Annotated in this window: 16 protein-coding genes and 2 pseudogenes; 13 read left to right on the plus strand and 5 right to left on the minus strand. The window is 69.3% G+C overall.

The window, feature by feature from the left end; translation table 11 throughout:
• Positions 1 to 541 precede the first annotated feature (541 nt).
• The gene (locus MET2598_RS0122940; RefSeq protein WP_018262509.1) at positions 542 to 721 is read left to right on the plus strand and encodes a hypothetical protein; all 180 of its coding nucleotides are present in this window, start codon (positions 542 to 544) and stop codon (positions 719 to 721) included.
• Positions 722 to 1,110: 389 nt separating this feature from the next.
• Positions 1,111 to 1,317 carry a hypothetical protein gene (locus MET2598_RS0122950; RefSeq protein ID WP_026190899.1) on the plus strand — a complete coding sequence of 69 codons (207 nt, stop codon included), beginning with the start codon at positions 1,111 to 1,113 and terminating at the stop codon, positions 1,315 to 1,317.
• A gap of 30 nt (positions 1,318 to 1,347) precedes the next feature.
• Here the strand turns inward: MET2598_RS0122950 and MET2598_RS0122955 are convergent, their stop codons facing one another.
• Positions 1,348 to 1,701 (minus strand): hypothetical protein, encoded by a 354-nt coding sequence (locus MET2598_RS0122955; RefSeq protein WP_236728794.1) that lies wholly within the window; start codon positions 1,699 to 1,701, stop codon positions 1,348 to 1,350.
• A gap of 244 nt (positions 1,702 to 1,945) precedes the next feature.
• On the opposite strand from MET2598_RS0122955, the gene MET2598_RS41495 reads away from it, so the two are divergent.
• The 8 genes and pseudogenes from MET2598_RS41495 to MET2598_RS42305 all read left to right on the plus strand — a co-directional run bounded on the left by MET2598_RS41495 (position 1,946) and on the right by MET2598_RS42305 (position 7,928).
• A complete protein-coding gene (locus MET2598_RS41495; protein ID WP_157182248.1) occupies positions 1,946 to 2,104 on the plus strand; it encodes a hypothetical protein in 159 nt (52 codons plus the stop codon).
• Between the two features lie 601 nt (positions 2,105 to 2,705).
• Positions 2,706 to 2,900 carry a hypothetical protein gene (locus tag MET2598_RS41500; RefSeq protein ID WP_157182249.1) on the plus strand — a complete coding sequence of 65 codons (195 nt, stop codon included), beginning with the start codon at positions 2,706 to 2,708 and terminating at the stop codon, positions 2,898 to 2,900.
• A gap of 413 nt (positions 2,901 to 3,313) precedes the next feature.
• Positions 3,314 to 3,661: an EAL domain-containing protein gene (locus tag MET2598_RS0122965; RefSeq protein ID WP_236728795.1), complete on the plus strand. Its 348-nt coding sequence runs from the start codon at positions 3,314 to 3,316 to the stop codon at positions 3,659 to 3,661.
• 204 nt (positions 3,662 to 3,865) lie between these two features.
• On the plus strand, positions 3,866 to 4,504 hold the full coding sequence (locus MET2598_RS43000) for an Arm DNA-binding domain-containing protein (RefSeq protein WP_236728796.1): 639 nt from the start codon (positions 3,866 to 3,868) through the stop codon (positions 4,502 to 4,504).
• A gap of 178 nt (positions 4,505 to 4,682) precedes the next feature.
• Positions 4,683 to 5,884, plus strand: a pseudogene (locus MET2598_RS37235) (IS256 family transposase).
• 693 nt (positions 5,885 to 6,577) lie between these two features.
• Complete coding sequence (locus MET2598_RS0122980) at positions 6,578 to 7,069, plus strand: HD domain-containing protein (RefSeq protein ID WP_236728797.1); 492 nt, start codon at positions 6,578 to 6,580, stop codon at positions 7,067 to 7,069.
• 413 nt (positions 7,070 to 7,482) lie between these two features.
• Positions 7,483 to 7,686: a hypothetical protein gene (locus tag MET2598_RS0122985; RefSeq protein ID WP_012330934.1), complete on the plus strand. Its 204-nt coding sequence runs from the start codon at positions 7,483 to 7,485 to the stop codon at positions 7,684 to 7,686.
• 92 nt (positions 7,687 to 7,778) lie between these two features.
• The gene (locus MET2598_RS42305) at positions 7,779 to 7,928 is read left to right on the plus strand and encodes a hypothetical protein (RefSeq protein WP_210163415.1); all 150 of its coding nucleotides are present in this window, start codon (positions 7,779 to 7,781) and stop codon (positions 7,926 to 7,928) included.
• Between the two features lie 298 nt (positions 7,929 to 8,226).
• Here the strand turns inward: MET2598_RS42305 and MET2598_RS41505 are convergent, their stop codons facing one another.
• A complete protein-coding gene (locus MET2598_RS41505) occupies positions 8,227 to 8,478 on the minus strand; it encodes a hypothetical protein (RefSeq protein WP_012330932.1) in 252 nt (83 codons plus the stop codon).
• Positions 8,478 to 8,771, minus strand: a complete 294-nt coding sequence (locus MET2598_RS41510) for a hypothetical protein (RefSeq protein ID WP_150108572.1) — start codon at positions 8,769 to 8,771, stop codon at positions 8,478 to 8,480. Before MET2598_RS41510 ends, MET2598_RS41505 begins: the two co-directional genes overlap by 1 nt.
• 706 nt (positions 8,772 to 9,477) lie before the next feature.
• Between MET2598_RS41510 and MET2598_RS0123005 the strand changes: the two genes are divergently transcribed.
• The gene (locus MET2598_RS0123005; RefSeq protein ID WP_012330931.1) at positions 9,478 to 9,672 is read left to right on the plus strand and encodes a hypothetical protein; all 195 of its coding nucleotides are present in this window, start codon (positions 9,478 to 9,480) and stop codon (positions 9,670 to 9,672) included.
• A 163-nt stretch (positions 9,673 to 9,835) separates the two neighbouring features.
• On the opposite strand, the pseudogene MET2598_RS43870 reads toward MET2598_RS0123005, so the two are convergent.
• Positions 9,836 to 10,039, minus strand: a pseudogene (locus MET2598_RS43870) (DDE-type integrase/transposase/recombinase); the annotation flags it as partial.
• A gap of 426 nt (positions 10,040 to 10,465) precedes the next feature.
• Here MET2598_RS43870 and MET2598_RS0123015 point away from each other — a divergent pair.
• Entirely contained in the window at positions 10,466 to 10,669 is a 204-nt protein-coding gene (locus tag MET2598_RS0123015; protein WP_018262521.1) for a hypothetical protein, read from the plus strand.
• Positions 10,670 to 10,849: 180 nt separating this feature from the next.
• Complete coding sequence (gene guaB, locus MET2598_RS0123020) at positions 10,850 to 12,343, plus strand: IMP dehydrogenase (RefSeq protein ID WP_018262522.1); 1,494 nt, start codon at positions 10,850 to 10,852, stop codon at positions 12,341 to 12,343.
• Positions 12,344 to 12,496: 153 nt separating this feature from the next.
• Here guaB and MET2598_RS42310 read toward each other — a convergent pair whose 3' ends face one another.
• Entirely contained in the window at positions 12,497 to 12,652 is a 156-nt protein-coding gene (locus MET2598_RS42310) for a hypothetical protein (RefSeq protein ID WP_018262524.1), read from the minus strand.
• Positions 12,653 to 12,697 lie beyond the last annotated feature (45 nt).

Raw genomic sequence — 12,697 nt, forward strand, 5'->3', positions numbered from 1 at the left:
ACGCCCCCTGTACTTCCATCGCTTGCGCACGTCACGATGATAGGGCGCTTCCCACATGAGGATTGCCCTTCGTGGGCGTTTCCTCCCTAGACTTCGGGCCGCTCTTACCAGGGCGGCCTCTTTCTTTGGGCGGCGTGCGGCTCAGCGCGAGTCACAGCATTTAACGCCGTCCCGAAAAGCCCTGCTCGAACGCTCAGAGCCTGCCGGAATTGGTCCGGCAGACAACAGGAGCGATTAGGACGACACGACGCCCGGCTCACGGTCCCGACTCCGTAGCCGGGCGCTCTGCTGTTGGCAGCACTTCCTCAACCATCCTGCGGCAGTCTGTTGCTCACCGAGTTGTCCCCAGCACGGCGACAGCGACGGCCCATCCCCTCGCAAGATCGCAGGGCCGTCGCCCCTCTTGGATTGCGAGATCGCTGGCCCGCGTTGCGTTTCGGGGCAAGCGAGTGCGCGGCCGGGTCTGACCCGACCCGAGTCTGACCCGACCTGTCGGCTCGGCCGCCTTCACCTCCTGATTGGTCCCGGCCCAAAGCGACACATGCACGTCTACTGCCGGCTGCGGGAGCGCGGTTTCAGCCCCGTCCAGACGCTCGCCATGATCGGCGTCAGCGTTCTGTTCTTGGTGGTCGACGTGAGCTTCGCCGTCCTCGACAGCACGATCACGTCGGATGCGCACGATCTGTTTTGGGCGAGCACTCACCGCAGGGATGGCCCCTAATCAGCCCCAAGGTCCGTATTCACCGCGCATGGGGCGCAGACGCAGGCGAGCTACCTCCTGGGCGTGGCACTCCAACCCTCCGCCCTGAGCGCTCGGAGCGGAGGGGCCACCGGCGGGCCGAGGGTCTCCGTCACCGGTTTCCTTACGGCCCGCTGCCACGCCCACCCGCCACCCAGCACACGGTGGATCTGTACGTCCCGCCAAGCCCCACCGCGCGGCGCCAGGATGCCGCGCGCGTGCAGCGCCGCGGCGATCCCGTCTTGCCAAGTCGGGCCGGCGGCCCGGATGGCTGATACGCGCCGGGTGGCCTTCCAGCGTTCGATCCCGAACCACTTCAGCAACATCGCGTTCCTTGGTCCCTGGGAGAGTTCCCATGAGGAGGAACGACAATGCGTGCACGCACCCTGTTGCCCTTCATCGCGCTGCTCGCGCTCACCGCGTGCAAGGATGAGAAGAAGGCCGACACGACCAACACGGCCAACCCGCCGGCAGCCACGACCGCCGCGCCGGCAAGCCCGCCGACCGGGAGCCCGGCGGCTCCGACGCCACCCTCTCCCGCCACGCCGACCAACCCCTCGCCCGCGACCAAACCGTAACGGTGGCGGCCGGGCCTCCTGAGGAGCGGATCAGGCCGCGCACCTGCTCACGGGCTTCTGACGCTTCGGTGGGCGCTCCATCAGGACGCCTCTGCCGTAGGCTGCGGAGAGGACGCGAAACCCTCGGCGCTCGTAGAACCGCACGAGCTCGTTCGTGCCAAGGACACGGCGCGCTCCCTTCGGCGGGCAGCCCTGCGCCTTGAGGATCAGCAGCACCCCGGCGGCATCGGCTGCCTGGGTCATGATCCCGATCGCCTGACCGGCATGGCCTTTCCGGCGCTCACGAAGCGTCGCGATGAACGAGACCTCGAGCGTGACGTCGTCCCGAACCGTCAGGATCACGTCGACGATGCCGGCCAGCCCCGCTGCCTGGACGCCGGCCATCGTGGCTCTGGCGGCCACCAGGGCAGGTGCAGAGGGCCCGGAGCACCTCCGCTCTCCGTAGACCAGCAATCGACCGTCCGACGGGCTCCGCGATGACATGGGCGCGGTCCCTATCCGACTCGGGGCCGGAGCCGAACCAATTCTGGGCGGGAGCGACGGCGCGGGGTCCGATCGCGATGCACGGCGACCGCGGGTCGCCCGTCGCGGCGGCTGTTTGTCTGACTTGATCGCCTGAGCACTCGGGATGGCCGGGTTCCTCATCGACCTGAAGGCCGGCACGGGCGCCAAGCCGCGCGTCGAGAGCATTTTCCGACGAAGTGGATGCCGGTTCGTCACAGAAAATGCGGCAAGACCAAAGATCGAGAGCGGCACCCGGTTGCAACGTGATCGGGTGCTGCTCTAGGCCTCGTCTGGCCTCCCGCGGCTCGGGCTCGGGGGCGAGGCCAGGGCTCCCCGAACGGTCCCTTAGTCATGAGGGGGTCGGAGGCAGAGCGACCGGGCCCGGTCGCTCTGCCGACTATGGCTTCGATGGCGCGTTCCCGGATCCCGTGTTCGCGCTTCCCGTCACTGGCAGCGACCGCGCTTTGTCGAGCAGGGTAGTGGCGGCGTCCACGCAGTCCTTCAGCGTTTCGCGAGGGCCGCACCTGACATGGATTTTCGCGTCACCCATCCTGATGTGAAACGAAGAGCCTCCCCCCGGCGCTTCGGCTCCATAGCCATGCCAATAGGACCGATCCCAATCCTCATTGGGGCGGTATCGCGTATCATCCCTTCTGCTGTTGCCGCGGTCGTATGACCTGCCTCTGTCTTCATCCCGTGATGAGCTTTGAGCGATCACCGGGAGCGGCAGTACAAGAAGGCAGGTTGCAGCAATGAGGGCCTTGCGCATTTGGGCGCTCCACAGATTGAGCCTAGGGAACTCGTGTGGACTACCGGCAGGTCTCGCGATACTGACGGCAGTTGCCGCGTCCACGCTCGCCTAGCTCATCCTTGTTGAGGCAGGCTTGGCGCAGTTCCGCGCAGAGATCGCGGCGCGAGCGACGTCCACACTCTTCACGGTAGCGCCGGCAGTTGCCCTCGCCGCGCTCACCCAATTCGTCCTTGTTCTCGCATGCTCGCCTGAGCTGCTCACATCGACCGCCCCCGCGACCTCCATCTCCGAAGCGAACACCGCCCGGCCCGATCTCGATCCCCTGTGAGAAGGCTGTGACCGGCACAATAAATAGTGCCGCCGCGGCAGCAATGCCCAATGCATACGGGCGCATGACGTCGCCTCCCTCTGCTTTGTGAAGGACGCAACAAGGTGCTTGCGGAAAGGGTTCCAGCCCGTTGGCAAGCGCACCTTCGCCAAAACCTTCATGGGCGTGATGGGGTGTACGGAGCAGCAAAGAGCCCGCCGCGGTCGGAGCCGGGCAGGCCGAGGAGATCCCCACGGATCGAAGGCACCCTGCATGGGCAGGCGGGAGGCGTCCCGCCGGTGAGCTCTCAGCCCAGCTGATCCTCGCCCATTCTCGGTCGAGGGCAGCCGGACGGCTCACCGCTCCAGGCTGGCGAGATAGCGGATCACATCCTCCACCAGACCTCGGTCAAGCTGGAATTCCGGCATGCTCGGGTGACCGGTCCGGATGCCCTCGGCCAGCGACTCGGCGAGTTCTTGCTGCACTGCCAGCCGGCCCTCGACGTTGCCTCCCGGGCGATTGTCGCGGTCGAGGCGCTGGTGCGCTGGAACCACTCGACCCGTGGCCAGCTCGGCCCGGGCGTGTTCGTCCCCCTCGTGGAGGAGACGGGTCCGGTCGTGACGCTCGGCGAGTCGGTGCTGCGGCTCAGCATGACCGTGACGGCCGAGGGTGTGGAGACGCCCGCGCAGTTCGCCTTCGTGGAGGTCGAGGGCTGCGCGCAGGGGCAGGGCTGCCTGACCGGCAAGCCGCAGGCCCCTCTCGGACTTGCTGGCGGTCCTTGAGGGCACACCGCTCTGCCGGTCAGACCCCCACAGGTGTGGTTTGTAGCATGCGGGGCCAGCGTCAGGCTCGATCGCATCGAGCGGTGCCGTCAGGCGGCCTGAACCCAAGCGCGACCCACCGCCGCAACCATCGTTCGCGGGCACCCATAGGCGTCCGCCTCAAGCCGCCGATCCGATGTGGGTAAAATCGTGGATGTGTAAGATGTGATTTTTACTAAGCCGTTCTACAGATTCATTAATTTACCCCAGATTGGCGAGAAGATCCGCGAGCTGACCGTCCGTACTGGTGCGCATGTGACCGCTAAGTCCCTTGGATGGCCGAGGAAGGCACAGCCCGTCGTCCGTGATGCGCCGCAGGAGCTCGCCGAAACGCGCGATGACGGTGCGGGGAGGAGCGTGAGAACAGCAGGCATGACCGGGACGCTTTCCGCCGTGAGGGTCGCGACGCTGAGGACGCCGGGGATGTCCGGCGACGGTGGCGGCCCGTGGCTACAGGTGACGGGCAACGGAGCCAAGAGCTGGATCTTCCGCTTCACCCTGCGCGGCAGGGCGCGAGCTATGGGGCTCGGCTCAGCCTCGCCATTCTCGCTCGCGGAGGCCCGCGACGAGGCACTTGTCTGCCGAACGGTGTGCGCCGGGGGAAACGACCCGATCGAGGCTCGGAAGGCGGAGCGGCAAGGTCTTGCGGCTAGGGCGGCGCACGCGTTGGCGGTCCGCATCAAGCCCCTCTGTGCCTCCCCCGACCTGGAACAGGTCAGTCCTTCAGCGCGGCGGCCTGAGGAGCGGGTGCGGCTCGTGGAGATCGGCCTCGACGCTGAGGAGAAGCGGGAAAAGCGCCCGTGATCGCTGCCTCCGCGCGGGGTCGTGTCCCTGGTGGTGGTGTAGCTCGACGGGAGCGAGAGAGCCCGTCTGCGCGCCCTCCACAGCGCCGAAGCAGGCGGGATCTCTCGCGGGGTGGTCATCGGCGGTTGCCGGGTAGGGTCGGGGNGCGAGCACCAACCTCGAACCCGAGAGACCTCCGATGACCGACGAGATGATGAGCCTGCGCGGGCTGCTGGAGAAGAGCGCCGACGCCGACCTGCTGCGCGAGATGATCGGCTTTGCGGCCGAGCGGCTGATGGAACTGGAGGTGGGCGGCCTGACCGGGGCGGCCCACGGCGAGAAGAGCGCCGAGCGGCTGGTCCAGCGCAACGGCTATCGTGACCGGGATTGGCAGACGCGGGCCGGCACGGTCGAGCTGCGCATCCCCAAGCTGCGCAAGGGCTCGTACTTCCCGGCTTTCCTGGAGCCGCGCCGGATGGCCGAGAAGGCACTCACGGCGGTGATCCAGGAGGCCTACATCCAGGGCATCTCGACCCGCTCGGTGGATGACCTCGTCCAAGCCACGGGTGGCACGGGCGTGTCCAAGAGCCAGGTCAGCCGGCTCTGCCAGGAGATCGATGAACGGGTGAAGGCCTTCCTCGACCGGCCGATCGAGGGCGAGTGGCCCTCTCTCTCTGGATCGACGCGACCTCCGTGAAGGTGCGCCAGGCCGGGCGCATCGTCTCTGTCGCGGTGATCGTGGCGGTCGGTGTGAACAGCGACGGCCGCAGGGAAGTGCTCGGCATGGATATCGGCCCCTCCGAGGCCGAGACGTTCTGGACCGGGTTCCTGCGCAAGCTGGCGCGCCGCGGCCTGCGCGGCGTGAAGCTGGTGATTTCGGACGCCCACACGGGCCTCAAGGCGTCGGTCGCCAAGGTGATGAACGCGACTTGGCAGCGGTGCCGCGTCCACTTCATGAGGACCGTGCTCGCCCACGCTGGCCGCAGCGGGCGGCGCGTCGTGTCGGCCTTCATCGCCACCGCCTTCGCCCAGGACGACGCCGAGGCGGCCCGTCAGCAATGGCGACGCGTGGCCGACCAACTCCGACCCAAGGTGCCCAAGCTCGCAGCCCTGATGGATGAGGCGGAACCCGACGTGCTGGCCTACATGGGCTTCCCGGCCGCCCACCGGGTCAAGCTTCACAGCACGAACCCGCTGGAGCGCCTCAACGGCGAGATCAAGCGGCGCACCGAGGTGGTCGGCATCTTCCCCAATGAGGCGGCCATCACCCGCTTGGTCGGCGCGCTCCTGCTCGAACAGAACGANGAGTGGGCCGTCCAGCGNGCCCGCTACCTGACCCTGGAAAGCATCGCCCCGATCAGCGATGATCCTCTTGTCAGCCTGCCCACCCTGGCAGCCTGATCGTCCCGGCCCCGCCCGGTGACCGTGGTGGCCACGCCGCAGCTACACCACGCCTGGGGACACGACCCCGCGCGGGCAGGGAAGCTCACCCACTGAGCGAGATCAACACCGCCCCCGCGCCGCCGTGACACTCTCGTTGGTCCAGTCGGACCGGGGAAGGCACGGCCTCCACGGCTGGCCCTGGGCCGGTCCGCGCAAGCCGCCATGCCCGCGAGGTCCCATGGCGGGCTGTTGCGTGGAGGTGCGGCGGCCGGGCCCGCTGTGGGGGGCGGAGCCCGGCCGCTGGCTGCAACGACCGACCGCTGGATCGGGGATGTCAGGCGGTCGCTGCCTTCGCCCCCGCCGGGGAGCGAGGTCGGTCTCGGATAGAAGGGCACCGGCCCGGGATCCCTGCAAGCGAGAACGAGGTGAACCCGGGCCGCCGTGCCGGACGGGGGTTCAGCACGGCAGGCGAGAGTGTGGGCCGGAATGGTTAACGAGATCTTAACCACGGCAGGATGCCCGACGGGCATCCCGTGGCGCCGGGCGTCGGTCCAGATCCGGCCCGTGACCCGTCCGAGGCCGAGATGCGCATGGCCGTCCGGACCGCGATCCTGCAGGCGCGGCCCGCCCAACGACGCTGCCTCCGCAGCGCATCCTCCGGGACTGAGTTAATCCTTCGGATGGTGTGACGAATCCGAGGGGCGGCCCATGATGACGAGCGCCGACGCGAAAGCCCTGGCCCGCATCCAGCACGCCGGGCAGGTCGACGAGGCGGGCGAGCCCTTCATCGAGCACCTGGATCGCGTGGCGGCGGCGGCCGAGATCCGGGCTCGGCACGCCCGGCAGGCCGGGCTGAGCACGGATGTGGATGCGATCGTCCAGGCTGCATGGCTGCACGATGTGGTCGAGGACACCCCCACTACCGCGGAGGACCTGAGAGCGGCCGGCTTTGCCGAGCCCGTGATCGAGATGGTGCAACTGCTCACGCCGTCGGACGATGGCCGGACCTGCGCCGAGCGGGTCGCGGCCCTCATCGCGAGTGGCAATCTCGGGGCGATCCTGATCAAGCTCTCGGACGACGAGGACAATGCCGACCCGTACCGGGCGCAGCCGGAGGAGGCCGAGCGTCTGGAGCGGCGCTACGCGGCGTCGATGGTGCGGCTGCGCAAGGCCGCGGCGGCGCTCGGCTACACTGGGCCGTGAGAGGCAATCCCCGTCGCGGCGACGACACCCAGGGCCGTGAGATCCCGCCGCCCGCGCGCGGCCGGCTTCGTGCCGAGGGCGACGGCCTTCGTCCGCTGCGAGGCGCGGGGCAATGTCGCCCGGCGCGCCGGCGCGGAGATCACCGCCCGAGCGGGACGCGCGTCCGGATGCCTCCGGTGTCGCGAGGTGGCGCGACACGGCGGGACGGCGTGCCGAAACGGGGAGCGAGGACTCGTGGCACGGGACGCTGACCAGCCGGCACAAAAGATCCTCGAACGAGACCCGTTGCGGTGTTTCCCCGTGGAGCCGGCAACACTCGACGACCCCCTCTCCCGTCCGAACGTCGGCGTGACGTGGGTCCGCCGAGGATCCACTCGCGTTGTTCTATCTGTGATCCGCGGAGGGACAGTGAGATGGGCTGTAATGAGGAGTTTGCCGCCGACCTCAAGCGAGAGCACGAGCGCCTCGGTCGCCTGCTTCAGACGGTCGACGGGTGCCGCTGGTGGACGGATGCCGAGCCCGGGCCCGAGAAGGTCGCGGCCCTGCAGGAGCGGACGGCACGGATCCGCGCCGCCATCGACGACATCGAGCGTGTCGTCAGCGCGATCGGAGGCTGAGCGGGCCTGGCGAGGAACCGGCCGCCGTGCCCTGCGCTGCCCCGTATTGAGGCCTGCAACACGGGAGCACGGCAATGGAGGTTGGGTTCGGAATGCTCAGCGCGACGGGCGCGATGCTGGTCTGCAGCGGGCTGGCCGTCGGCATGATGGGGGCGATGGGCTTGGTCGGGCGCATCCTCTCGGGGGGAGACGCGAGGGAGCCGCCCGTCACCGACCCGAACCGCGAGACGAACGCGCGCTGACGCGACAAAGGCCGGGCCTGGCAAGCACGAACGCGCTGCCGCTCCGGGCCGTGAGGCAGACCCGCCCAGCGTGCCGCCTCCGCTCCGGAGCCGGCCCGCGATCTCCGGCCCGGCCGCCACCTCGCGCTGGAACTCCCGGGCCGCCTCGGCCGTTTGGAGGCATCTCATTGGAAGCCCCCGATGACACTGACTGGAGCCGGCCGAGGCTGATCCTCGCGCCGGCTTCGTTTTGCGCACCGCGCGCTGTCCGCGAGGTCTGCCGCAGAGGGATCGCTTCTCCGGCGGCCAAGGCGCCGCCTCAGCTCTTCATCGTGGGATTGCGTTCGCAGGTGCCGCCCACATGCTCCGCGATGGCTTCGAAGGCGGCGTCGATCGAGGGATGGTGCGCGGGGATGCCTTCGAGGGCGCCCTGGGGGTTCACCACGATGCTGACCTTGGGCGAATCCATGATTCTCTGAACCGCACCCAAGGAATATCCCGAGCGGTCGGTGAGCCACCAAGTGCTTTCGTCCTCCACGGGCGTGGCAATGACGTCCACGGTCCGGATCATCACAGCATGAACTCCAAGCACTCCGAGGAATTGGCCAAGGGCTGGCCGTTCTTGGGTGCCATCTCAGGCGATGCGACCAGTTCAGCGCTTGAAGGGCAGGCACAGTGTGTGCCGGCGATGCTCTCAGCTCTTGCGAGTGCAGGGTCAGCGAGGCCGCGACGGTAGATCAACGCCACCGCATACCAGAACGCAGCACTGTCACCGCCAAGCCGTGCGATGCTCTCCTCGATGCGTTCTCGCGCTTGCTGGGCAAGATCCTCTATCTGGGCAAGAGGCACCTCAAGGTCGGCCATGGCTGCCTTCCGAATGTTAATCGCTGTAACATCAACGTGGCAAGCAGCCATTGGTGCCGCGTGCATGGGGGCACGCAACCGGCACGTGAGGTTGATGGGAAGGCGATCGAGGCACGCCGTCCCCGTGGCGCGACGCGTGATCGCCCCTCCCGCGATCCCGGCTTCCTGCGGACCTTCGCCGAACCTGGCCACGGGGTGGGCAGGAAGGCCGGAGGCGACCGCAACGCGGCGCGCGTCGTACCGGTCAATCGCGGAGCTTCGCGCGGCCGGCATCTCCTCTGCCAGCGGCATCGCCCGCGCCCTCACCGAGCGGGGTATCCCGACCGCGCAGGGGTCGCCACGCGGGACATCCACCGCGGTGCAGAGGGTGCTGAACCGGCCTGCCCGCCGCCCGAGGCCCGCCGCTCTCGGCCGCCTGCGGCAGGGACTGCTCGGTGATCCGGCGCGCGCGGTTGTGCCAGCCCGGCATGAAGCTTCGGCGCGCGCGAGTTCCCTCGGCCGCCGCGCCCGCGCGTCGGTCGCCGCCGTGTCCCCGCCCATCGGATCAGCTTTGAGCGCGAGGCCGCAGTCGCACCGTCCTGGCGTCCGACGCTCTCGTGCGGACACGTGCCCTGAAGCACAGATCAGTGCGGCCGTTTGGTGCAGTAACAGCACATGAAGCGGCGAATAGCGCTATTTCGAGCCTGATATTGAAGGATAAACGACGATGACCCACTCGAATGACGATCAGGAAATCATGCCGCAGCAGCTGTCCGAGCAGGAGCTCGATGATGTGAACGGTGGAATGAAGTGGACCCGCGGTACTGTAAACTCAGACGTCGTTGATGCTCGCGGAGGATCGTACATGATCGCCGGGGTGCGGGTCAACTTCGGTGCGGATGGTAGCTTCACTTTCGGCTGAAATACTCAATGCACCTGCATCCGAGGTCGGCTGAGCTCTGAACCATTGAAAGACACGGTTAGCGTGGTGCTGGCTTCGAAGGGGGCGGGACGCCGGGGCCTCTCGCAGACCCGGCGCCGAGACACGGGGACTCGGCCGTCCCGCTTTCACCCCGCCTTCGCGACGGCAAACCGCAACACCGCGCGAGCGGTTGGTTCTGCTCCCGCACGGTCCAGGCGCCCGCCAATCCGAAGCTGTTGCGCAGCCACGGCATCGCCTCGAAGCCCGGAATCGCGCGCCGGGCCGTATCGAACGACCGAAACCCGCTCACCCGCGGCATAGACCGCTGCACCCGGAAATGGTCGCTCCCGATCCCTTGCTGCCGGTGGAGGTCTCGTCCAGGCGCACGGCGCCCCGTTGCGGCTCGCGGAACCGGCGCGGGCGGCGCTCGATGGCGGGCGTGGAGGCGAGCGCCCACCGGATGATGGTGGATCCACCTCCATCCTCCGCTCCGGGAGTATCTCCTTATCTCTCGCGGCAGGTGAGCACGGCCCAGGGACCGATCGGATGGAGCGGTGACGCCAGGCCACGTGAACGCCAAGCGCGACCGACCGCCGCAATCCGCCACGGCCCCGCCGACGCCGCGCCGTCGCGCGGGACCCGCCGGGAGCCCCGGGAGGAGGGGAGCGGTGTCGTCATCGTGGCGGGCCGGGATCGGGTCGGTCTCCCCCGCCCGGCGCCGCGCCGCGGTCGGTCCGGAACGCCGGGCGGGTCCGGGCCGTTCTCGGGCGACACGCCATCTCGGGAGAATCCCATGCGCACCAGATTCCTGCTCGCCGCCGCGCTCGCCGGCTCCTGCCTCCTCGCGGCCGGCGGGGCCGAGGCCAAGGGCTGCCTGAAGGGCGCCGTGGTCGGCGGCGCGGCGGGCGCCGCCGCGGGCCACGGCAAGGCCGGCGCGGCGGCCGGCTGCGCCATCGGCCACCACAACGCCAACAAGGCGAGCCAGGGCCAGAAGTAGGGGCCCCCAGGCACCCCGCGCCGCGCTCTGCGCGGCGCTCGGGCGCGGGTTGCCGCGGGCGCATGCGGCCCTCGTTGCCGCTTTGCGCCTGTCATGGACGCGTGCTATCGGCCGGTGCCAACTCGTTCGAGGCTGGGATGCTGCCGCGCCCGGCCCCTTGCCGCATCCAGGAGTTGGTTCATGGCCCCCATCGTTGCCGACCGCATCATCGAGGGCCTGACCTTCGACGACGTCCTGCTGCGGCCGGCGGCCTCCGCGGTGATGCCCGCCGAGGTCGCGATCCACACCCGCCTCACCCGCTCGATCAAGCTCAACCTGCCGATCATCGCCTCGGCGATGGACACCGTGACGGAGGCCCGCATGGCCATCGCCATGGCGCAGAACGGCGGGCTCGGGGTGATCCACCGCAACCTGGAGCCGCACGAGCAGGCCGAGCAGGTGCGGCAGGTCAAGAAGTACGAATCCGGCATGGTGCTCAACCCGATCACCATCCACCCGGACGAGACGCTGGCCGACGCCCACCAGCTGATGCGCCAGAACGGCATCTCGGGCATCCCGGTGGTCGAGCGCGGCCCCAACGGCTCGAAGGGCAAGCTCGTCGGCATCCTGACGAACCGCGACACCCGCTTCGCCACCGACACGAGCCAGCCGATCTCCGAACTGATGACCCGCGACCGGCTCATCACCGTGCGCGAGGGCGTCACCCAGGACGAGGCCAAGCGCCTGCTGCACCAGTTCCGCATCGAGAAGCTGCTCGTCGTCGATGACCATTACCGCTGCATCGGCCTCATCACCGTCAAGGACATCGAGAAGCAGGTCGCCTACCCGCACGCGGTCAAGGACGAGCAGGGCCGCCTGCGGGTCGCGGCCGCGACCACGACGGGTGAGAGCGGCTTCGAGCGGGCCGAGCGCCTGATCGATGCGGGCTGCGACGTGATCGTGGTCGACACCGCCCACGGCCACTCGGCCAAGGTGCTGGAGAGCGTGCGCCGGGTGAAGACCCTGTCGAACGCCGTGCAGGTCATCGCCGGCAACGTCGCGACCCGCGAGGGCGCCCAGGCCCTGATCGACGCCGGGGCCGACGCCATCAAGGTCGGGATCGGGCCGGGCTCGATCTGCACCACCCGCATCGTCGCGGGCGTCGGCGTGCCCCAGCTCACCGCCATCATGGAGGCGGTCGAGGCCTCGGCCGAGGCCGGCGTGCCGGTGATCGCCGACGGCGGCATCAAGTATTCGGGCGACCTCGCCAAGGCGCTCGCGGCGGGCGCCTCGGTGGCGATGCTGGGCTCGCTGCTCGCCGGCACCGACGAGGCGCCGGGCGAGGTCTTCCTCTACCAGGGCCGCTCCTACAAGAGCTACCGGGGCATGGGCTCGGTCGGCGCCATGGCGCGCGGCTCGGCCGACCGCTACTTCCAGGCGGAGGTGAACGACACCCACAAGCTGGTGCCGGAGGGCATCGAGGGGCAGGTGCCCTACAAGGGGCCGGTCGCCGCGGTGCTGCACCAGCTCGCCGGGGGCCTGCGCGCCGCGATGGGCTACGTCGGCGCCGAGGACCTCGCCGCCTTCCGGGAGCGGGCCCAGTTCATCCGCATCACCAATGCGGGCCTGCGCGAGAGCCACGTCCACGACGTGACCATCACCCGCGAGAGCCCGAACTACCCGAGCCGGACCTGACGGCCGGCGCGCTTCCGTCGACGACGAACCCCGGTGCGGCTGCGCTTGCGCCTCGTCGCGGCGGGTGCGCCGATCCCGATGGCGATGGGGATCACCATCGCGGTGCGGCTCCTCCTCGCGCGGTGGGCGTGAGGCGGAGCCGCGGCGCGGGGATCACCGCCGCGGCGCGGCGCCGGATTCGAGCGTGGTCTTGGCGTCGGCGGGCTTGCGCGGGGGCGGCGTGAGGTCGGGCGCGGCGGGTGCCGCGGCGCAGGCGGCGAGCACCAGCAGGAGGAGGCCGGACAGGGTGAGCGACGCGAGGCGCGACATGACGGTGAAGCTCCGGATCGGGGTCGAGGCCCTCCATCTCCTAAG

The organism is Methylobacterium sp. WSM2598 (genome assembly GCF_000379105.1).
Lineage (GTDB): Bacteria > Pseudomonadota > Alphaproteobacteria > Rhizobiales > Beijerinckiaceae > Methylobacterium.

Bases quoted from the DNA above. Each gene is read 5' to 3' on its own strand.
- MET2598_RS0122940 (WP_018262509.1), top strand. From the start codon at position 542: ATGCACGTCTACTGCCGGCTGCGGGAGCGCGGTTTCAGCCCCGTCCAG.
- MET2598_RS0122950 (WP_026190899.1), top strand. From the start codon at position 1,111: ATGCGTGCACGCACCCTGTTGCCCTTCATCGCGCTGCTCGCGCTCACC.
- MET2598_RS0122955 (WP_236728794.1), bottom strand. From the start codon at position 1,701: ATGGCCGGCGTCCAGGCAGCGGGGCTGGCCGGCATCGTCGACGTGATC.
- MET2598_RS41495 (WP_157182248.1), top strand. From the start codon at position 1,946: ATGGCCGGGTTCCTCATCGACCTGAAGGCCGGCACGGGCGCCAAGCCG.
- MET2598_RS0122980 (WP_236728797.1), top strand. From the start codon at position 6,578: ATGACGAGCGCCGACGCGAAAGCCCTGGCCCGCATCCAGCACGCCGGG.
- MET2598_RS0122985 (WP_012330934.1), top strand. From the start codon at position 7,483: ATGGGCTGTAATGAGGAGTTTGCCGCCGACCTCAAGCGAGAGCACGAG.
- MET2598_RS42305 (WP_210163415.1), top strand. From the start codon at position 7,779: ATGCTCAGCGCGACGGGCGCGATGCTGGTCTGCAGCGGGCTGGCCGTC.
- MET2598_RS41505 (WP_012330932.1), bottom strand. From the start codon at position 8,478: ATGATCCGGACCGTGGACGTCATTGCCACGCCCGTGGAGGACGAAAGC.
- MET2598_RS41510 (WP_150108572.1), bottom strand. From the start codon at position 8,771: ATGGCCGACCTTGAGGTGCCTCTTGCCCAGATAGAGGATCTTGCCCAG.
- MET2598_RS0123005 (WP_012330931.1), top strand. From the start codon at position 9,478: ATGACCCACTCGAATGACGATCAGGAAATCATGCCGCAGCAGCTGTCC.
- MET2598_RS0123015 (WP_018262521.1), top strand. From the start codon at position 10,466: ATGCGCACCAGATTCCTGCTCGCCGCCGCGCTCGCCGGCTCCTGCCTC.
- guaB (WP_018262522.1), top strand. From the start codon at position 10,850: ATGGCCCCCATCGTTGCCGACCGCATCATCGAGGGCCTGACCTTCGAC.
- MET2598_RS42310 (WP_018262524.1), bottom strand. From the start codon at position 12,652: ATGTCGCGCCTCGCGTCGCTCACCCTGTCCGGCCTCCTCCTGCTGGTG.